General features: G+C 67.8%; 12 protein-coding genes and 10 pseudogenes. 9 read left to right on the forward strand and 13 right to left on the reverse strand.

Annotated features, from left to right (window positions below; genetic code table 11):
* The 4 genes and pseudogenes from iolB to iolC form a co-directional block, all read right to left on the reverse strand.
* Nucleotides 1-906 (reverse strand): annotated as a pseudogene (iolB, locus tag LXX_RS11980) (5-deoxy-glucuronate isomerase).
* Nucleotides 903-2441, reverse strand: a pseudogene (locus LXX_RS11985) (CoA-acylating methylmalonate-semialdehyde dehydrogenase). Before LXX_RS11985 ends, iolB begins: the two co-directional pseudogenes overlap by 4 nt.
* A gap of 28 nt (nucleotides 2442-2469) precedes the next feature.
* Nucleotides 2470-3390, reverse strand: coding sequence for a Cgl0159 family (beta/alpha)8-fold protein (locus LXX_RS11990; protein ID WP_050737965.1), 921 nt, complete (start codon nucleotides 3388-3390; stop codon nucleotides 2470-2472).
* A pseudogene (gene iolC, locus LXX_RS11995) lies at nucleotides 3377-4243 on the reverse strand (5-dehydro-2-deoxygluconokinase). The gene LXX_RS11990 and the pseudogene iolC overlap by 14 nt, the downstream one beginning before the upstream one ends.
* A 33-nt stretch (nucleotides 4244-4276) precedes the next feature.
* Here iolC and LXX_RS12000 point away from each other — a divergent pair.
* The gene (locus LXX_RS12000; protein WP_223227660.1) at nucleotides 4277-5182 is read left to right on the forward strand and encodes a hypothetical protein; all 906 of its coding nucleotides are present in this window, start codon (nucleotides 4277-4279) and stop codon (nucleotides 5180-5182) included.
* A 154-nt stretch (nucleotides 5183-5336) separates the two neighbouring features.
* Nucleotides 5337-5477 (forward strand): annotated as a pseudogene (locus tag LXX_RS16975) (DUF2599 domain-containing protein); the annotation flags it as partial.
* 337 nt (nucleotides 5478-5814) lie between these two features.
* On the opposite strand, the gene LXX_RS14660 reads toward LXX_RS16975, so the two are convergent.
* Together LXX_RS14660 and LXX_RS12010 are read right to left on the reverse strand one after the other, a co-directional pair.
* Nucleotides 5815-5985: a hypothetical protein gene (locus tag LXX_RS14660; RefSeq protein ID WP_011187049.1), complete on the reverse strand. Its 171-nt coding sequence runs from the start codon at nucleotides 5983-5985 to the stop codon at nucleotides 5815-5817.
* A 1301-nt stretch (nucleotides 5986-7286) separates the two neighbouring features.
* Nucleotides 7287-7490, reverse strand: a complete 204-nt coding sequence (locus LXX_RS12010) for a cold-shock protein (RefSeq protein ID WP_011187050.1) — start codon at nucleotides 7488-7490, stop codon at nucleotides 7287-7289.
* Between the two features lie 196 nt (nucleotides 7491-7686).
* On the opposite strand from LXX_RS12010, the gene LXX_RS12015 reads away from it, so the two are divergent.
* The 3 genes and pseudogenes from LXX_RS12015 to LXX_RS13865 form a co-directional block, all read left to right on the forward strand.
* Entirely contained in the window at nucleotides 7687-8625 is a 939-nt protein-coding gene (locus LXX_RS12015) for a cation diffusion facilitator family transporter (protein WP_011187051.1), read from the forward strand.
* Between the two features lie 114 nt (nucleotides 8626-8739).
* The gene (locus LXX_RS12020; RefSeq protein ID WP_041767943.1) at nucleotides 8740-9348 is read left to right on the forward strand and encodes an HdeD family acid-resistance protein; all 609 of its coding nucleotides are present in this window, start codon (nucleotides 8740-8742) and stop codon (nucleotides 9346-9348) included.
* Nucleotides 9349-9384: 36 nt separating this feature from the next.
* Nucleotides 9385-9772 (forward strand): annotated as a pseudogene (locus tag LXX_RS13865) (ATP-dependent DNA ligase); the annotation flags it as partial.
* 167 nt (nucleotides 9773-9939) lie between these two features.
* Here LXX_RS13865 and LXX_RS12030 read toward each other — a convergent pair.
* On the reverse strand, nucleotides 9940-10425 hold the full coding sequence (locus LXX_RS12030; RefSeq protein WP_011187053.1) for an ATP-dependent zinc protease family protein: 486 nt from the start codon (nucleotides 10423-10425) through the stop codon (nucleotides 9940-9942).
* A 230-nt stretch (nucleotides 10426-10655) separates the two neighbouring features.
* Between LXX_RS12030 and LXX_RS12035 the strand changes: the two are divergent.
* Nucleotides 10656-11835: pseudogene (locus LXX_RS12035) on the forward strand (RimK family alpha-L-glutamate ligase).
* Between the two features lie 23 nt (nucleotides 11836-11858).
* Here LXX_RS12035 and LXX_RS12040 read toward each other — a convergent pair.
* From LXX_RS12040 to LXX_RS12050, 3 genes are all read right to left on the reverse strand, one after another.
* Nucleotides 11859-12230, reverse strand: coding sequence for an META domain-containing protein (locus tag LXX_RS12040; RefSeq protein ID WP_011187055.1), 372 nt, complete (start codon nucleotides 12228-12230; stop codon nucleotides 11859-11861).
* Nucleotides 12231-12425: 195 nt separating this feature from the next.
* On the reverse strand, nucleotides 12426-12647 hold the full coding sequence (locus LXX_RS12045) for a hypothetical protein (RefSeq protein WP_223227661.1): 222 nt from the start codon (nucleotides 12645-12647) through the stop codon (nucleotides 12426-12428).
* A 327-nt stretch (nucleotides 12648-12974) separates the two neighbouring features.
* Nucleotides 12975-15443 (reverse strand): MMPL family transporter, encoded by a 2469-nt coding sequence (locus tag LXX_RS12050; RefSeq protein WP_041767948.1) that lies wholly within the window; start codon nucleotides 15441-15443, stop codon nucleotides 12975-12977.
* 120 nt (nucleotides 15444-15563) lie between these two features.
* On the opposite strand from LXX_RS12050, the pseudogene LXX_RS16980 reads away from it, so the two are divergent.
* Nucleotides 15564-15638, forward strand: a pseudogene (locus LXX_RS16980) (TetR family transcriptional regulator); the annotation flags it as partial.
* A gap of 88 nt (nucleotides 15639-15726) precedes the next feature.
* Complete coding sequence (locus LXX_RS14970) at nucleotides 15727-16047, forward strand: TetR-like C-terminal domain-containing protein (protein ID WP_083219762.1); 321 nt, start codon at nucleotides 15727-15729, stop codon at nucleotides 16045-16047.
* A 45-nt stretch (nucleotides 16048-16092) separates the two neighbouring features.
* Here LXX_RS14970 and LXX_RS12060 read toward each other — a convergent pair whose 3' ends face one another.
* Nucleotides 16093-16497, reverse strand: coding sequence for an NUDIX domain-containing protein (locus LXX_RS12060; RefSeq protein ID WP_011187058.1), 405 nt, complete (start codon nucleotides 16495-16497; stop codon nucleotides 16093-16095).
* 203 nt (nucleotides 16498-16700) lie between these two features.
* Between LXX_RS12060 and LXX_RS12065 the strand changes: the two are divergent.
* Nucleotides 16701-17506: pseudogene (locus LXX_RS12065) on the forward strand (flap endonuclease).
* 25 nt (nucleotides 17507-17531) lie between these two features.
* Here the strand turns inward: LXX_RS12065 and LXX_RS12070 are convergent.
* Both LXX_RS12070 and LXX_RS12075 read right to left on the reverse strand, forming a co-directional pair.
* Nucleotides 17532-18530 (reverse strand): annotated as a pseudogene (locus tag LXX_RS12070) (IS481-like element ISLxx4 family transposase).
* Nucleotides 18531-18647: 117 nt separating this feature from the next.
* Nucleotides 18648-19582, reverse strand: a pseudogene (locus LXX_RS12075) (aldo/keto reductase family oxidoreductase).
* Between the last annotated feature and the right edge of the window lie 3 nt (nucleotides 19583-19585).

Here is a 19585-nt window from a genome sequence, read left to right on the forward strand (position 1 = left end):
TCATCGGGCGGCTCCTCGCGCGGTCGGCAGATAGGGGAGGCGGGCGTCGGTGTCCCGCCCGGTCCAGGTGTCGCGCAGCCAGGCCTGGCGGTGATTGTCGGTGATGAGCCATACGCGTTCCTCGTCGGGCCCGGCCATGACATTCAGATAGTAGAGGTCGTACTCGGGCGCGGCGGCGGCGGGACCGTGGTAGCCGAACGGCACGAGCGCGATATCGCCAGTGCGGACGAGCGCATTGGTCTCGATGTCGCCCGCGGCCGAGGGGGAGGTGGCGAAGCTGCCGAAGGCGTCGGCGGTGGGCGGGGCGGCCAGACCGCGGGCCGGGGCGGCCTCGAAGTAGTAGATCTCCTCCAGCCGGGACTCCTATCCGGGCACGGATTCGTCGTGTTTGTGGGCGGGATGCGACGACCAGTTGCCGGCCGGGGTGACGACCTCGCAGACGATCAGGGAGGCCGCGTCCAGTGCCGCTGGCGTGCCGAAGTTGTGTACCTGACGGCTGTCCCGGCCCGCGCCGCGCAGTTCGACCAGCACCTCCTCGCGGGCGAGATAGGCGGAGGGCTTGCGGACGCTCGTCGGTGCGGAGGCCACGGCGACCCGGCCGGAGCCGCGAATGCCGATGGCCGCGCCCGCGCCGACATACAGCGTGTCGGTCGGGCCCTCGAAAACGCTCGACCGTCCGGCGAGCGGCGTGGAGCGTCCCTCATGGTCCACCGTGAAGGAGCCGGCGAGCGGCACGACGATGCGCTCGATGTCCCCGGCCGGCAGCTCGACGGCAGCGCCGGCCAGCTCGGCGACATGCAGACCGGTGTGCTGCCAGCCCTCGATCCCGTCGTCCACCGCCGACTCCCACCGGCTGTCGCTCAGCGAGCCGCGCGGGAAGAACCATTCGTTGTGTGCCGCGCTCATCGGTTCTCCGGGAAGCCCAGGTTGATGCCGCCGTGCGAGGGATCGAGCCAGCGGCTCGTCACCGCCTTCAGCTGGGTGAAGAACTTGACGCCCTCGGCGCCGTGCGCCTTGGTGTCGCCGAACAGCGAGTCCTTCCAGCCGCCGAACGAGAACGTCGCGACCGGGACCGGGATGGGCACATTGATGCCGATCATCCCAGCCTGGACGTCCCTCTGGAAGCGCCGGGCCGCCCCGCCGTCGTTCGTGAAGATCGCGGTCCCGTTGCCGAACGCGCCCGAGTTGATGAGGTCGACACCGGCCTCGTAGCTGGGCACGCGGACGACCGAGAGCACCGGCCCGAAGATCTCCTCGGTGTAGGCGCGGGAGGTGGTGGGCACCCGGTCGAGCAGGGTCGGGCCGAGCCAGAAGCCATTCGCATCGCCGTCCGGCTCGACCTCGCGGCCGTCCACCACGACGGTCGCACCGTCCTGCGCGGCGATATCGATGTAGGAGGCGACCCGGTCGCGGTGCTGCCCGGTGACGAGCGGGCCCATATCGCAGCCGCGGCGGCCGTCGCCGATGCGCAGGCCCGCGATGCGCTCCCGGATCTTGGCGACGAGGTCGTCGGCGACGGGCTCGACCGCGACGACGACCGAGATCGCCATGCAGCGCCCGCCCGCCGAACCGAAACCAGCGTTGACGGCCGCGTCGGCGGTGAGATCGAGGTCGGCGTCCGGCAGCACCAGCATGTGGTTCTTCGCGCCGCCGAGCGCCTAAACCCGCTTGCCGTGCGCGGTGCCCGTCTCGTAGACATACCGGGCGATGGGGGTGGAGCCGACGAAGGAGACCGCCGCGACGTCGGGATGCACGAGAAGGCCGTCCACCGCCTCCTTGTCGCCGTTGAGCACGGTGAAGACGCCGTCCGGCAGGCCGGCCTCCTTCCACAGCCCGGCCAGCCAGATCGCCGCGGACGGGTTCTTCTCGGACGGCTTCAGGATGACGGTGTTGCCAGCCGCGATCGCGATCGGGAAGAACCACGCCGGAACCATCGCCGGGAAGTTGAAGGGCGAGACTATGCCGACCACACCGAGCGGCTGACGGGTCGAGTACACGTCGATGCCCGAGGAGACCTGCTCGGAGTACTCGCCCTTCAGGTGGTGGGCCAGCCCGGTGGCGAACTCGACGACCTCCTGGCCGCGGCTGATCTCGCCGAGCGCGTCGAAGAGCACTTTGCCGTGCTCGGAGGTGATGATCTCCGCCAGCTCGCCCTTGCGGGCGTCCAGGATTTCGCGGAACCGGAACAGGATAGCCTGGCGCTTGGCAAGGGAGAGACCGGCCCAGGCCGGGAACGCCGCCTTCGCCGATGCGATGGCGGCCTCGATATCGGCGCTGCCGGCCAGGGCGACGCGCTTGGTCTCGACGCCGAGCGCCGGATCGAACACCGGCGCCGTCCGGCCGCTGCGCGAGGGGGAGACGGCCCCGTCGATCCAGTGCGGGACGATCGGGAGACCGGCCACGTGGGATGTGGCCGTGGCGCTGGGCGTGATGGTGGTCATGGTCTTCCTTCGTGGCGTGGGGTTCGGTTCAGCGTCCGTGTACGAGAGCGGCGGCGGCGTCGACCGCCTGGACGACATCCCCGTCCTGGGGGTACAGCAGGGTGCGGCCGACGACGAGGCCATGCACCCCGGGGAGGGCGAGCGCCGCCTCCCAGGAGGCGAACGTCTCGCCGGGGGAAGCGTCGCTGTCGCCGCCGAGCAGCAGAGTCGGCAGAGTGGTCGCCGCCATGACGCGCTCCATCTCCGGAACAACGGGCAGTTTGAGCCAGGTGTAGGCGGAGGAGGCGCCCAGGCCGGCGGCGATCGCGACCGAGGCGATTACGGCGTCCGGAGTGAGGTCGTTGACGACGCGGCCCTCCCGCCAAGAGCTCAGGAAGGGCTCGAGGAGGATCGGCAGGCCGGAGCGGGCGGCGGCGGTCACCGCGTCGGCGGTCTTCTCCAGGGTGCGGACGGTGGCGGCGTCCTCCAGGTTCACACGCACGAGGAGTTTGGCAGCGTTGAGACCGTCGCGCACCATCCCGCCGACGTCGTAGCCGGTGAAACGGTCGTCCATTTCGAAGACCGAGCCGCGCAGACCGCCGCGGTTCATGGAGCCGACGGCGACTCTGTCGTCGAGGACGCCGAGGAGGGCGAGGTCTTCGACGATGTCGGGGGTGCCGAGCACGCCGTCCACACCGGGACGGGACAAGACGAGGGCGAGCCGCTGCAACAGGTCGTAGCGGCCGGCCATCGCGAGCTGATCGCCGCGGACGCCGAGAGCGCCGCGGGCGGGGTGGTCGGCCGCGACGATGAAGAGGCACCCATCTCCGCGCACCAGCGGGCGGCGGGTGCGCGCGGCGAGGGCCGCCGCGACACCGTCCGGCCGGCTCTGGCGGACCTCGCGGAGGCGGGCGAACGCATCGGCGACGATGAACGGCTCCGGGCGGCCGACCGGGTCAGCTGTGGACATTCGCGAGCTCCTCGAGAATGCCGTCGACTTCGGCCGTGGTGGGCATCGCAGTCGAACACTCGCGCCGGGTGGCCACGATCGCGCCCGCGACGTTGGCGAAACGGAGCACGCGCTCCAGCGGCCACTCCTGAAGCAGGCCGGAGCAGAGCGCGCCGCCGAAACCGTCGCCGGCGCCGAGGCCGTTGACGACAGCCACCGGATAGGGGGCACTTCGACCGTCTCCTCCCGGGTCTTCGCGAGGACGCCGCGCGGTCCCTGCTTCACGATCGCCAGCTCGACGCCACGGTCGAGAAGAGCGTCCGCCGCGCGCTGGGGGTCGCTCTCCCCGACGGCGATCTCGCACTCCTCGCGGTTGCCCACCGCGACCGTGACGTGTTCGAGCGCCCGGCCGACCTCGGCGGAGGCGTTCTCGCCCGAGGCCCAGAACATCGGGCGGTAGTCGAGGTCCAGGATGGTGAGGGGCCGCCGGCCGCGCGCCGCCCACGCGACGTGGTGCGCGGTGCGGCTCGGGTCGCGGGAGAGGCCGGTCATCGTGGTCCAGAAGATGCGCGCGGCCGATGGCGTCGAGGTCGAGCTGCTTGCCGGTGATCGCCAGGTCGGGGGCGAGGGGGTCGCGGTAGAAGTACAGCGGGAAGTCGTCCGGCGGGAAGATCTCACAGAACGTGACCGGCGTCTTCAGCGACGGGACGGTGGCGACGAACCGGTCGTCGACGCCGAGCCGGCGCAGCTCCCGGTGCGCGTATCGTCCGAACGGATCGTCGCCGGTGGCGGTGACGACGGCGGAGCGGAGACCGTGCCGGGCCGCGGCGATATCGTACGCCAGAGCCGCTACCTGCTCGATAACGCCACCCAAACCCGGCTCCGCCTGGCCGGGATAGCAATCCTCATGGCCGGGTTCGCGATCGGCATCCTCACCTCCATCGAACGGCTCGCCCTCCAGACGCTCTTCCTCATGGAATCGAACCCGACCGCCTCCGCCCTCGCTTTCGCCGGACATCACATGGCACGAGAGTCGGACGTTACGCCTGCGGCTAAAGTGTCACATCACAAATTCTATACATTTTCCCCTATTTCAAGCATTATAATTTATAACGTAGGGTCTAGTGCCTTACGTATTCGGGAATCGTTGACACGACCGCGCTGGATAGTCGGTGCCGGGATGAGCCTCGCGCTCACCGTCGCCTGCACCGGAGCAATTCCTGCCCTGGCGAGCACGAGCACAGATGACACGCTGAGCGCTGTTACTGCGGCCACTTCTGAAACCGTCGCGGCTGCGGCTTCTGTGGCCGTTGATGCCACCGGAGACAATAATGCCATCGACGCGACTCTTGCCGGAGTGGATCTCACCGTTCCGGTGGATGCAACAGACGGTATCTCCATCAGTGGAGATTCGGATGCCGTCACCATCGAGTTGCCCTTCGCGGAAAAGGCTGATGATGCCGTCGCGGAGAAACCGGGCGTCGTTTCATACGACAACAACAACGGCTCCTCCACCGTCCCTGTTGTCCAGAAGGACGGGAGTGTCCAGATCAACACGCTTATCGCGAATGAGAACGCACCCAAACGCTACGATTATCAGCTGACGGCAGAGAGCGAACAGACGCTCCACCTGACCGAAAACGGCTCCGACTACCTCGCCACGACGGACGGAAAGCCAACTCTGTACATCGCAGCGCCTTGGGCGAAAGACGCCAACGGATCCTCCTATTCCCACTCACTACGAGGTCACAGGCACGACGCTCACTCAGTTTGTGGACTTCACCAAGAACGCTGCCTTCCCTGTCGTCGCTGATCCTTGGCTTGGAATCAACCTTGTGGACAAGACCACCTGGAGCGGGAATACACTCCAGGTCTAACCGTCCTGGTATGCCCGCGCATGGGGTGCTCCGACAATGGCGGGACTGGCAATGTGGGAGGAAGTCGTCAAGTGAGCGCCGTCGGCCAACACGGGCAGCATGTACTATCAATTCATCTGTCACTGGGACATTGTTCGTTATCGGGCACCAAACAAAGTCAGCTGGAATCTCGACAAGAACCGCCCCAACGTGGGATACGCGGCTACCGTTGCGGCACAATGTAACCCATGATTGGTCAAAGGTCAGTAGTCGCGGTGTGGATTCTTTCCGTAATCGCCACAACCGCATCGGCTGTCATCACCTGGTGGTGGAACACGGTTGACGGCGCGACGATCGATCGCACTGACCAGGCGGGATGGGATGGCGCCGAGTTGCTGCCTGCCCAAAATCTCATCTGGGTCGCGGTGAACACGCAGTTCTTCGTCCTCCTCGCCACCTCGATTCTGACAACAGTTCTGGTTGTTAGATATCTGAGGTCACAGAGTCGTGAGAGAGCCTTCGTCCACTAGGTTCTAACCGAATGAAAGGCGGGTCGCAGCAAAGCTGCGACCCGCCTTTCATTTCGTGCTCACATGCCGATGCTGTGGCCGCAAGAGCGGCCGGGTGCGCCGTAGCGGCACGGGTCACGGGTGCTCTCCTCGATGCGGTTGCTTGGGATGAGGACGGAAGCGTACTCCCCATCGAACATCGACACCTGGCTCATTACCGGCCCCGCCACAGGGCGACCACGCCTGGTCACGATGCCGTGCTCTGCGTCCGCGACCTGCGCCTTCCGCGCTGGAAGCAGGGATGCAGTTCGACCTGGTTGACGGCGGGGACGACGTTCGCGGCTCCCCACCGTCTACACCCTCGCTCATGCGCCTGACACCCCACCGGCCGCTCTCCTGCCGGCCAAAGATTGATGCCGACGGTTCGGCCACCTCGGCCGCACAAATCGGGACGGGACCGCCGCGCGCACCTGTGTCGAGCGCGGTGACGGCAGCCAGTTCCTCCGGGATGAGGGAAGGCAAACAGCGCGAGCCCGGCAAGACCTCGCCCTCCATCTGCGCGAACAGGGACTCCTGGGCCTTGGATGGTTTCCTTGCCATGATTCCTCCTCGAATCAGATACTGGAGCCATGAGCCCTCATGAAGAAACCTCATCAGCTAGCGGGAAGAATGATGAAATCGAATATTCTACGTCAAGAATTCTTTCCGACTTCTGGGAGGCCGTGCGACGAGGATCGAGCGACGGTACCCCCATCACGTTCTCGCAGCTTGGGCTGACGGAGACGACACCATTGCCGTCGTGTACGAGTCGCCCTTCTGGCCGAACGGTCGCCTGGGAGTGGGATACTCCTGGCCCCCGCACTACACGAACGACAGCCCTGCCACTAACGGCCGTGGACTCTACGAGGCAATAGCTGAACCACTCGGGCGGACAACCGAGTCACTGGTAGACGACCACGAGGGCACGAGATGGTGGGGCATGAACAGCGACAGCCTCCCGCGCAACCCGAAGCCCACCACTGACGACGATGCCGAAACGGGATGATCCACCCGATCTGCACACCCTGCTTGCCGAGCTTTCTGGCGTAGCGGGCAGCGTCTTCGACCGAACCGAATTTCGTCCAAGTGATGTACTCGCTACGCACGGCTTGGACTCAATCGGTGACCGGACCACAGACCTCATCCGTCACGTCGACGACTCGAGATACGGCCGGTCAGGATTCTTCTCGCGGTCGTTCTGTGTCAGAAGATCTAGATGGCTGCGAACGTACTTGTCGAATTCCTCAGCGCTCAGATACTGGCAACCGCCCAAGCCGAGAGCGACGACTACGACGATAGGGACAAGCGCTTTCCGCATGATGCCTACCAATTACAGCCAAGGACAAGGAGGAGCCGAGGCCTCCCCCGACACGAGGATTCCCCGTAGCGCGCGGGCGATGATTTCGCCGCGTTCGAACGCCCAGAGACGGCGCTCGGGCGGACGCACTCATGCCGCGAGGGTCGTTCAGCCGCTGAACGGCTGAACGACCCTCGCGGAGTCCAGACCGTCTTGTCAGACGGCCCGGATGTTGGAAGCCTGCATCCCTTTGGGGCCCTGGGTGAGTTCGTACTCGACCTTCTGGTTCTCCTCAAGGGTGCGGAAGCCCTGGGTTTGAATTTCGCGGAAGTGGGCGAAGACGTCGACCGAGCCGTCGTCGGGAGCGATGAAGCCGTACCCCTTCTCTGCGTTGAACCACTTCACGGTGCCGATAGCCATCGTCTCTTCTCTCATCTCAGGTTTGGGTCCGGGTCGGCGTGTTTCGCCACCTCGGCCGCTCTTAACCAACATTAACCGTAGTCCCAGATGCGCCCAGATGAACCACTGGGATCGATCGGGCGGCCAGAATGCGGTCGGAGATGTTTCGTAGACTGGCGTGTCGGACCGGTGAAATCGCCCGGAGAGAGGGGACAGGATGGCGCACGATCACGACCACGGCGGCCCCGCACCCGCTTTCGGCGAGGCAGCCCGGCGGCATCGCATCCTCCTCAGCATCGCTCTGAGCATCTCCGCGGTCATCCTGATCGCGGAGATCGCGGGGACGCTCCTCACCGGCTCGCTCGCGCTGCTCGTCGACTCCGGCCACATGCTGACCGACGTCGGCGGACTCACGATGGCTCTCGTCGCATCCTTCCTCAGCACGCGCCCGGCGACCAGCCAGCGCACCTGGGGCTACCGGCGCGCAGAGGTGCTGGCGGCGACCGCCCAGGCGGCGGTGCTGCTCGCGGTCGGGGCGTTCGTGATCGTCGAGGGCATCCGTCGGCTGTTCGAGCCGCCAGAGGTCCCCTCGGGAGAGCTGCTGGTGTTCGGTGTCATCGGACTCGTAGGGAATGCCGCCTCCCTGCTGGTGCTCGCCTCCAGCCGCCGGGAGAACTTCAACCTGCGCGCCGCCTTCCTCGAAGTGCTCAACGACGCGATCGGGTCGGTCGCGGTGATCGTGGCGGCCGTGCTGATCGCGGTCACGGGGTGGGGCGGCGCCGACTCGCTGGCGGCGCTCCTGATCGGGGCGCTCATCCTGCCGCGCGCGTTCAGGCTGCTGCGCGAGACGACGAACGTGCTCCTCGAATCGACCCCGCCGGGGCTCGACCTGGATTCGGTGCGCGACCACATCCTGAACGTGCCGGACGTGCGGGAAGTACACGATCTGCACGCCATGCAGATCGCGACAGGGCTGCCGGTGCTCACGGCGCATGTCATCGTGGAGCCGGAGTCGTTCGAGAACGGTCGGCTGCCGGCGCTGCTCCACAAGCTGCAGGAGTGCGTCGCCACGCACTTCGAGATCAGCGTCGAGCACTCGACATTCCAATTCGAGCCGCCGCAGCACAGCCAGCACGAACAGCGCGGGCACGAATAGCGGCGGCCGGAGCCGCGGCCGGGCTCTCAGCAGCGACACGCCGAGGAACGGGACCCTGGACAGTACCGCGGCGTCGGCGGTAGCGTCGATCATCCACCCAGGGAAGGGCCACCGATGTCGAACACTCAACCGTCCGGTTTCTCCTCGTTCTCTCTCAACAGCGACGAAATGGCGAAGACAGCCGTCAACAGCGTCCGGATCTCGCTGGGCGTCAGCGGCGTCGTTGCGCTGATCGCTGGCATCGTCATCGTCTTCTGGCCGCGCTCCGCGGCGGCAGGGCTGGCCATCGTGCTGGCCATCTCGCTGCTGGTCTCCGGCATCGCCTACCTCGGTGTCGGCGTCTTCGCCAAGAGCATCGGCAGCGGCGCGCGGGCCTTGGACGTCGTCTTCGGCGCACTGCTGATCATCGGCGCGATCCTCGCGTTCGCGAACATCGCGGCCACGGCCGAGTTCCTGGGAGTTTTCCTGGGCATCCTGGTTGGCATCGCGTGGATCGTGGAGGGCGCCGTCGCCCTGGCCCAGATCGGCGCGCCGGGCTCGCGAGCCTGGGGCGTCTTCTTCGGCCTCCTGAGTATCGCCGCCGGGATCGTGCTGCTGTTCAGCCCGCTCTGGGGGATCGTGGTGCTGTTCCTGCTCGCTGGGATCAGCCTGATCGTGCTCGGGATCGCGCAGATCGCCCGGGCCTTCTCGTTCGGCCGTGGGGTCGCCACGACCGCCCCTTAGGGGTTCACTGGTTCCGTGCTGCTGGACCGGATCGTCGCAGAGGCGCTCGCGACGACCGGCCCGGCACTCGGTCGAGCACAAGCTCGGCGGTGCGCGCATCCAGGCGCACCGCCGCGGAGACGATATCCGGGCGTACACACGCAGCCTCGCGGACATCGCGCACCGCGTGCCCGAGGTCGTCGAGGCGGTGCGGCGCATGCCCGCGCGCGACCTCATCCTGGACGGCGAAACGCTCTCGCTGGACGAGGACGGAGCCCCGAGGCCGTTTCAGGAGACGATGTCGCGGTTCGGCAGCGAGACAGCGGGGCAAGCGATGCTGCATCCCTGGTTCTTCGACATCCTCCACCTCGACGGCCGCGACCTGCTCGACGAGCCGCTCTCGACGCGGCTGCGGGAACTGGAGCGGGTGGCCGCCGACCGGCGTGAAGCGATATCGGGACGACAAGCAGGCAGGCGAGGCGGATACGATCGGTGCCCTGCTACGGGCGTCGTGCGCGGGCCGGGACGGACACGACCAAGGGAAGAGACTATCCAGCGGGGGCGGGAGGCAGCGGCTGGCGCGTTCTGGGCTCCGGTGGGCCTGATCGGCCGCTACGGCCGACCGCGATTGCGCCGGCGGACCTCCCGCGGTGCGCGCCCGGCGAGGAAGGACCGGTCGGGATCGACCACGAACCCCTGCCGGAGCGCCTCGCGGCCCACCAGCATGCGGAACCCCATCTGGTCGCGATTGCTGAGCGTCGTCTCGGCGACGACCGTGCGACCCGCGAGCGTCAGCTCGAGCAGCACGACGACGCGCTCCTCGGCGTGCCCGGACGAACTGCGCACGATGCGGCGATCATGGACGGCGCATTCGACGCCCACTGCGTCCGCCTCCGAGTCCTGCCAGGGATGCACAGTGAAGCGCACCCGATCGCCGGGTAGCTCTTCGAGGTCGAAGGCGTGCAGCGCGGAGCTGCGAGCCCCCGTGTCGAGCTTGACCTTGATCCACGGGATGCCGAGCCCAGCCAGGCCGGCCCACTCGCGCCAGCCGGCGACGGTGACGCCGGGAACGGGGCTGCCGGGGGATTCAGCGGGCATGCCCCTATCTTGACAGGCGATCGGTCTCCAGAAGGTGACCGGACGATTCCGCCAGCCATCGCGTCGCGTCGCAGGCGCGCGTGCGGGGTGGGATCATCCGCCCCTCGTCCACTCCCCCCGGGGTGTCGCCCCGGCGCACAGGAAAGAGCCCATCAACGGCGATAGCGGGCCACGCCGCCGGGATGTTTAGATGGGGGTCGCCGCCGATACCCCTCTCCGCAGGAACCTTGATGAAACTCGCCATCCTCTCGCGCGCCCCCCCCCCGGGCGTACTCGACACAGCGCCTGCGGGCGGCCGCACGCGCTCGCGGGCACACGGCGAAGGTGCTGAAAACGCTGCGTTTCGCGATCGATCTCTCCGAGGACGAGCCCGACCTGCACTACCGCGGCCGGCTGCTGTCCGACTACGACGCCGTGCTGCCCCGCATCGGCAACTCGATCACCTACTACGGCACCGCCGTCGTGCGCCAGTTCGAGCAGATGGATGTGTACACGCCCAACACGGCGAACGGCATCACCAACTCGCGCGACAAACTGCGCGCCAACCAGATCCTCTCCCGCCACAACATCGGCATGCCGCCCACCGCGTTCGTGAACGGCCGCGCCGATGTGCGCATGGCCATCGAGCGGGTCGGCGGAGCGCCCGTCGTCATCAAGCTGCTGGAGGGGACCCAGGGCATCGGCGTCATCCTCGCGCCCGAAGCGAAGATCGCGGAGTCGATCATCGAGACACTGCACTCGACGAAGCAGAACGTCCTCATCCAGAGCTTCATCTCGGAGAGCCGCGGCCGCGACATCCGCGCGCTCGTCGTGGGCGACCGAGTGGTGGCCGCCATGTGCCGCGTCGCGTGCGGCGACGAATTCCGCTCGAACATCCACCGCGGCGGCACCGTCGAGAAGGTCACGCTGACGCCGGAGTATGAGGAGACGGCCGTCCGGGCCGCGCAGATCATGGGCCTGCGCGTCGCCGGTGTCGACATGCTCGAGGGCAACGACGGCCCGCTCGTCATGTAGGCCAATTCCTCCCCGGGCCTGGAGGGCATCGAACGCGCGACCGGGCTGGATGTGGCCGGCGCCATCATCGACTTCATCGACAACCAAGTCGCCTTCCCGGAGATCGACGTGCGGCAGCGCCTCAGCGTCTCGACCGGCTATGGCGTGGCCGAGCTGCTCGTTCACACGAACGCAGACCTGGTGGGCAAGACCATCAAAGAGTCCGGCCTCTGGGACCGGGACATCACCGTGCTGACGCTACACCGCGGCAGCACGGTGATCCCGAATCCTCGCAGCGGCGTGAGGCTGGAAGCGAGCGATCGCCTGCTCTGCTTCGGGAAGCTGGAGGAGATGCGGTCGATGATCCCGGACCGGCGCAAACGGCGGACGAAGGTGCGCAAACTGCCGGTGACCTGAGCCGGGCCGGGCGTACACTGCGGTCAGTCCGATCTGCCGAGGGTCCCGATCGTGACGCCCTTGTCGTCGTAGACCGTCAGGGTGTTCCCGGCGACCGTGCCTCTGGCGGCCTTGTCGAACCACTCATCGACCCCTTCGCACGCCATCCGTGTGCTCACGATCGGGCCGAAGGAGATCGAGTCGCCGTCGATCGAGCCCTTGCCCGTCAGCCGGTTGCAGCCATCGGAGCCGGAGAACGAACCGTCGCCCTGGATGGTGAGATGGGGCTTGCCCGCGGCAGTCGACCCCCAGCTCCCCGCCAGTGCGGCGCTGCCCGGGCTCCCCGCGCACCCGGCGAGGAGCGAGACTGCGGCAAGCCCGATCGCTCCCGCCCAAAGCCATTTGCCACTGCCCATGTCGTCCCCTTGTCATCGCGACGTTCGCTTTGGCCCGAGACTAGCGGGCGGGCGGAGACCACGCACTACAGGATCCCGGCAAGCGAGCGGGGGCGAGTGTCCTGGGCGGGGATCTGTGCGTCGGAGGGTCATTCGGGTCCCGGCGCGTGCTCGGGGGCGCGCACCGGTCCGGCAGGGGACGAGCGGGGAAGTCCGCTAGGCGCCAGCGGCTGGGCTCGTGTCGGAGCGGAAAGCGGCCACAGCCTGATCGTAGGTGGTGTGTCTGCGCGCGGGGCGCGAGTCCACCGCGGGCGGAACATCCGCACGGCTCAGAGCGTGCAGCACGAGCTGTTCGACCAGGGCAGCCGCCGTGGTCTCTCGCGCGCGGGCGATTCGCACCAGTGAGGCGAACTCGCGTTCGCCGAGTCGAAGGGTCAAAGGGATGCCTGCGGGGGCGCGACCAGGACCGTATGCGGATGCGGGCTCAGCGATCTCATTGCTATGAGAATCCTTCATGAGGCGATGATGGCATGATCGCGGGCGCTCCAAAAGAGACCAAAGCCCCTCACCTTCTTGTGCTCCGCGATCGCCTGGCCGACGACCTCATTCCTTGTCGAGCCGCTCCTTAGAGGGAGCTAATCAAATCACGGACGTGATTTTGGAGAGGCTGTCCCGGCGCCCGCGGCCTGGCCGCTCTGCCCGGTCGCCGAAGCCGAGAAAGCCGCGGCGGGCCCCGCTCGGGACAGCACGGGGGACCGAGCGGGATCAGCGGTGGTGGTGGCTTTCGAGGGCAGCGCCCTCGACATCGACGTTCGGGAGGAGACGGTCGAGCCAGCCCGGCAGCCACCAGGCCGAGCGGCCGAGGAGGTGCATCAATGCGGGCATGAGCAGCATCCGCACCGCGAAGGCATCGACCAGGACACCGAAAGCGAGCCCGAATCCGATGGGCCGGATCATGGTCGAGTCACTGAAGATGAAACCGCCGAAAACCAAGATCATGATGAGCGCTGCGGCCGCCACGACGGTCCGCCCGGCGCGGAAGCCCTTCGCTACGGCCAGTCGGGCGGGGGCTCCGTGCGCATACGCCTCGCGCATCCCCGAGCCGAGGAAGAGCTGGTAGTCCATCGCGAGCCCGAACAGGATGCCGACCAGGATGACGGGCAGGAAGCTCAGGATGGGCCCGGTGTGGATGCCGAGCGCGTCCGCGCCCCAGCCCCACTGGAACAGCGCCGTGACCGCCCCATAAGTCGCGAACAGCGACAGGATGAACCCGCCGGTCGCGATGAGCGGCACCAGCAGCGACCGGAACACCAGCACCATGATCAGCAGGGACAGCCCCACCACGACGAGCAGGTAGAGCGGCAGAACGTCCGCGAGGTTGGCGGAGATGTCGAGGTTGATCGCCGTCTGGCCGGAGACGCCGAGCTGAATTTCGCCCTCCACCGGGGGCAGCTCGCGCAGCGCACCCACCAGCTTCTCGGTGGACACACTGTTCGGCCCCTCGACCGGGACGACCTGGAACGCCATCAGCCGGTGGTCGTCCGAGACGGCGATCGGGGCGACGGCCATCACATCCCTCTGGTCGGCCAGCGTGCGCGCGATGGTGAGCTGCGTTGCCGCCACCTTCTCGTCGGCGAGACCGGCCGGGACATCAGCGGTGACCAGCAGCGGCCCGGTCGCACCATCTCCGAAGGACGCCGCGGTCTGCTGGAACGCGTTGTAGGCGGTCGAGCCGACGGGCTCCGATGACCCGTCCAGCAGCCCGACGCGCATCGACAAGGCCGGGATGGCGATGATCAGCAGCCCGGCGACGCTCGCCACCACGGTGATGACCGCTCGCCACGTGGACATCGGCTTGGTGTCGTCGACGTGGACGGTGCCGACCTTGGCTCGGGCGCGTTTGGTGAGGATGCGCATCCCGAGCAGGCCGAGCAGCGCCGGCGTCAGAGTGACCGCGATGAGAACCGCGAGCACGACCGCGACCGCCCCGACCGTTCCCATCAGTCCGAGGAACGGGACGCCGGTCACATTGAGCGCGAACAACGCGACCACGACCGTGGTCCCGGCGAAGACGACCGCGTTGCCAGAGGTGCCGTTGGTGAGTCCCACCGACTCGACTGGGTCGGCTCCCTCAAGCAGTTGGCGCCGGTGCCGTTTCACGATGAAGAGGGAGTAGTCGATGCCGACGGCGAGGCCGAGCATGATCGCGAGCACAGGGGTCACGGATGCCATATCCACGACGCCCGAGAACGCGAGCGATCCGAGCGCGGCGACGCCGACCCCGAACAGCGCGGTCAGCAGGGGAAGCGCGGCTGCGACGAGCGAGCCGAGCACGACGACGAGCACGATCGACGCGAAGACGACACCGACGGCCTCCCCGACGCCGACGATCTGCGGCACGCCCTGCGCGATGTCCGTCGAGAAGGAGACCGTGACTCCATCGATGCGCTTCGACTCGAAGTGGTCCATGATGCCCTGCTTCGCCGCTTCGGGAAGTTCGAGCATTGGCTCGGTGAAAGCGACGTTGACGAGCGCGGTGGAGCCGTCCGCCGACACGACGCGGATGCCGTCGGCGAGCGTCATCAGCTCCGCACCACGATGCAGTTCGGTCCGCTGGGATGCGAGCTCGGCCGCGCCGTCGTCCAGCTTCTTCTGCTGGGCCGCGAGCTCGGCCGCGCCCGCGTCGAGCTGAGCCTGCTGCGCGTCGAGGGAGGCGGTCGGCCTCCCGGCGGCCTCCAGCTGCTTGCGCGCGACGTCGAGCTGAGCCTGCGCCGCCGCCGCCTGCGCCTTGCCCGAACCGAGCTGGGTCCGCCCGGCGTCGAGCTGCCGCTGAGCGGCGTCCAGCTGCGCTGAGCCGTCACTCAGCTGTTTCCGCTGGCCAGCGCGCTGGGCCTCGGCCGCGAACGGGTCGACCACCTTGGCCACATCCCGGAGCCCAGTGGCGCTCGCCACGAGGCCGCTGATCGCGGCGCGCTGGCCGGCATCCAGCGCCTCGCCGTCCTCAGTCTGGAAGACGACCGTGCCAGCCGCGCCCGCGTAATCCGGAAGCTTCTTCGTGAGTTCGTCGACGACCGCTCCCGAAGCCGTCCCCGGCACATCGAAGGCGGTGGAGAGCCCCTTGAAGCCGATGAGGAACCCACCGGCCGCGATCCCGAGCACCAGGATCCAGGCGACGATTACACGCCACGCGCGCTGTGCCGCGAATGTTCCGATGCGGTAAAGCAGTTCGGCCACGGGGGGTCCTTTCGTGAGCGGTCGGATCGATAATACGCAACGGTCCGTCTCGTTAGTTGTCGATAGGCTGGGAACGTGTCCGAGCCCCGACGTGGGACGCCGCGCAGCGAGGCGGCCCGCGTGGCCATCCTCGCCGCCACAGCGGCCCTCTTCGCCGAACGCGGCTACGACCACCTCAGCATCGAGGGCATCGCCGCCCGGGCCGGGGGATGTCGGCAAGCAGACCGTCTACCGCTGGTGGACCGGCAAGTCAGCACTCATCGCAGACTGTCTCCTCAAAGGTATGATACTCCCGGACCGCTTCGCCATGCCCAACAGCGGCGACCTGCGCACCGACCTAGAGACCTGGCTCAGCACCATGCTCGCCGTGGTGCAGAGCCCCGAAGGCCAGGGACTCTTCCGCTCGCTCATCACCGCCGCCACCGAAAACGAGGAGGTCGGGCGGCGACTGCGGGAAACGCTGGCCGACCCGCGGCTCTTCAACACCCGGCTGCGGGAGGCCCAGGAGGCCGGCGACTTCCGGGCGGATCTGCCGATCGAGGAAGTCGCGGAGACCGTGATCGGAACCATGATGTTCCGGATGCTGGCCCGGTCGGAGGACTAGGAGGGGCTTCCCGCCCGCCTGGTCGATGGTGCTGGGTCCGCGACCCTAGTCGATGACCCCGGCCTCGCCCAGCAGCCGGAGCACCTCACGGCCGGCCGGCGGGCAGCGGTCCGCGTCCCGGCTCGTGACCCAGTGCAGCGAATCGGCCTCACCCGCCGGAGCCGGTTCCGCCTCCGTCTCTGCCCGGAACACCGTCATATGGACCTCTCGACCCTCCGGCTCGCCGTGCACGAGCGTCCGCACCTCGAAGAGCCCGGCCAGCGCTGCCGGGTCCAGACGCAGCGCCACCTCTTCCGACGCCTCGCGCGCAGCCGCCTCCGGCGCGGTCTCGCCCGGTTCGATCTTGCCGCCGGGCAGGTAGTAAACATCCCGGTTCCGGGCGGTCACCATGAGGACGCGACGATCGCGAACGAGGGCGATGGCAGAGACCAGCAGCGGCGGGAGTGTCATCTCCCCCTCCTCCCCCCCCCCCCCACGCTAACCCGCCTCCACCAGCCGTGAGCTGCCGGAACCTGCGCCCGACATAGCCGCCGATCGGTTTATCCGGGCTGAGGAACCGCGAAAGCATCGTCTTCGGGCTCTCCACCCGCCAGATCACGCTCGTAGAGCCGCCATGCCGGGCCTGTCATTATCGGAACGTGACCGGTCGAACGATGCTCCTGGACTCCGCCTCCCTGTATTTCCGCGCGTTCTACGGCGTACCCGGCACCGTGCGAGCACCGAACGGCACTCCTGTGAACGCGGCCCGGGGGTTCCTCGACATCGTCGCGCGGCTCCTCACCGGGTACGGGCCCGAGTTCCTGGTCGCCTGCTGGGACGACGACTGGCGGCCGAGCTGGCGTGTCGGGCTCATCCCGAGCTACAAGGCGCACCGGGTCGCGCGCTCCGTCTCGGGCGGGGTGGATGTGGAGGAGATACCCGAGGCGCTGGCCGTCCAGATCCCCATCATCCGCGACGTGCTCGACTCTCGGCATCGTCATCGCGGGCGCCGAACAGGACGATGCCGACGATGTGATCGGAACCCTCGCGACCCGCGCGACCGGTCCGGTGGATGTCGTGACCGGCGACCGCTATCTCTTCCAGCTCATCGACGACGCGGCAGATGTGCGCGTCGTCTACACCGCGCGCGGCATGAGCGCTCTCGACGTCCTGACCGAGGCGGCGATCGAGGCGAAATACGGCATCCTCCCCCGCCAGTACGCGGACTTCGCGGTCATGCGCGGCGACGCTTCGGACGGGCTTCCCGGGGTCGCGAGCGTCAGCGAGAAAACGGCCGCCGCGCGTGGTGGAGGCCGTGCGAGACCTGGCGCTGCCCGAAACCGGCGCGCAGATCCGGGTGCCGGAAGGGGAGCGGCTGGCGCGGGTGGCCGAATTCGGTGAGACGTGGGGGCTCGGGGGGTCGCTGGAACGGGTGCTGGCGGCGACGGGGGCGATGCAGAGCGCTGCGGACCGGTGCTGACGCCCGCTCCGCCAGCGGCCCCTCCCTAGGTGTGATGTCCAGGGAGGTTGTTGTCGATTCTGCTAATGGGTGGGGCTCTGATGGCGGAGTGGTGCTGGTGATGATTGTAGAAGTGGGGCCAGCCGGGGAGTGCTTCTCGTCGTTCGGCCTCTGAACCATAGAACCGGGCGTAGGCCCAGCCGTCGGCGAGTGTGCGGTGGAAGCGTTCGATCTTCCCGTTGGTCTGTGGTCGGTATGGTCGGGTCTTCTTCGCCCTGATCCCGAGCTCTGTGCAGGCGTCTCGCCAGGCGTAGGACTTGTAGGCGGAGCCGTTGTCCGAGAGGACGAGTTCGACGCTGACATCCCGGTCGGCGAACCAGGCGACAGCACGCCGCAGGACACCGATCGCGGTGTCCGCCTTCTCGTCGGAGCAGATCTCGGCGTAGGCGACGCGGGAGTGGTCGTCGATGATCGTGTAGACGAACACGGTGCCCAACCGTGGCTCGTAGCGGTGGTTCCTGCTCTTCGTGCGGGTGGCGGTCGCTTCCCGGTTGCGTTCGCCCTGGACGCGGCCGACGAATCGTCAGCCGCCGCCGTCGGGGATGTTGCCGAACTTCGTCACGTCGACATGGATCAGCGATCCAGGGTGGTCGTGCTCGTAGCGACGGATCGGCTCGCCCGTGACCCGATCAATGGTGCAGAGCCGGTTGATGCGGCAGCACACCAGGACGGCGTGGACGGTCGAGGCGGGAAGGCCAAGCTCGCCGGCGATCTGCACCGGCCCCAGGCGTCGTCGCCACCTCGCCCGCACGATCCGCTTGAGCACGGGCAACGGCGTCCGCGTTGGCATCGATCGTGGGCGGCTAGACCGGTCGGTCATCCCTCCCGTGCCTTCGGCGCGGAACCTCGCCGCCCATTTCCGCGCGGTAACGGGCGAGACCATAAACATCTTCGCTGCGACGGAGACCAGCCAATGGTCCTCGACGATGAGCCTGGCAAGGCGCAGACGAGCGCGCGGTGTGAGAGCAGCGTTAACGTGGGACACGAAGGCCTCCTGGATCGTGAAGCGGTTGAACTGAACAGCTCCACTTCACAACCGGAGGCCCTCGCCCCTCAACTCCTCACGACCGTATCGCCGAAACAACCCCCCTGGACATCACACCTAGAAGAGGGTGTGACCGGCGGCCCGGAACAGGCGATACCACTCTTCCCGGGTCAGCGGCAGGTCGGAGCCGGCCGCCGACTCGGCGACACGTCCGGCGTCGGTGGTGCCGAGCACGACCTGCATCCGGGCGGGGTTACGGGTGATCCAGGCGACGCGACGGCGACACCGATCGGGGTGACGCCGTACCGGGCGGCCAGGTCGTCCAGTGCGTCGTTCAGCTCGGCGTAGTGCTCACGGTCGCCCAGGAAGACACCGTCGAAGAAGCCCTTCTGGAACGGCGACCACGCTTGCAGCGTGATGTCGTTCAGCCGGGCGTAGTCGAGGATGCCGTTGTCGCGGTCGGCGGACTGGTCGAGGCCGGCCATGTTGGCGGCGACGCCCTGCGCGATGATCGGCGCGTGCGTGAGGCTCAGCTGCACCTGGTTCACCAACAGCGGCTGCCGCACCCAGCGCTTCAGCAGTTCCACCTGGCCGGGCGTGTGGTTGGAGACGCCGAACGCCCGCACCTTGCCCGACTCCTCAAGCCGGTCGAACGCCGCCTCGACCTCCTCCGGCTCGACGAGCGTGTCGGGCCGGTGCAGCAGCAGGATGTCGAGGTAGTCGGTGTTCAGGGCCGCGAGCGACTCGTCGACAGTCGTCAGAATGTGCTCGCGCGAGAAATCGAAGAAACCGTCCCGGATGCCCGCCTTGGACTGGATGACGACCCGGTCGCGTTCGGCAGCGGGGATCGACCCCGCGTCGCCGAAGCGCCGCTGCGCACCGTGACGCTCGTCGCCGTAGATGTCGGCGTGGTCGAAGACGGTGATCCCGGCATCGCGGTCGGCTCCGACGAGCGCGCGGATCTCCTGGGCGGAGAGCGGGCTGATCCGCATGAGGCCGAGGATGACGTTCGAGGCGTCGATCGCGGTGTTCGGCAGCGTGAAGGTCTTCATGCC

The sequence above is a fragment of the Leifsonia xyli subsp. xyli str. CTCB07 genome, assembly GCF_000007665.1.
Lineage (GTDB): Bacteria > Actinomycetota > Actinomycetes > Actinomycetales > Microbacteriaceae > Leifsonia > Leifsonia xyli_C.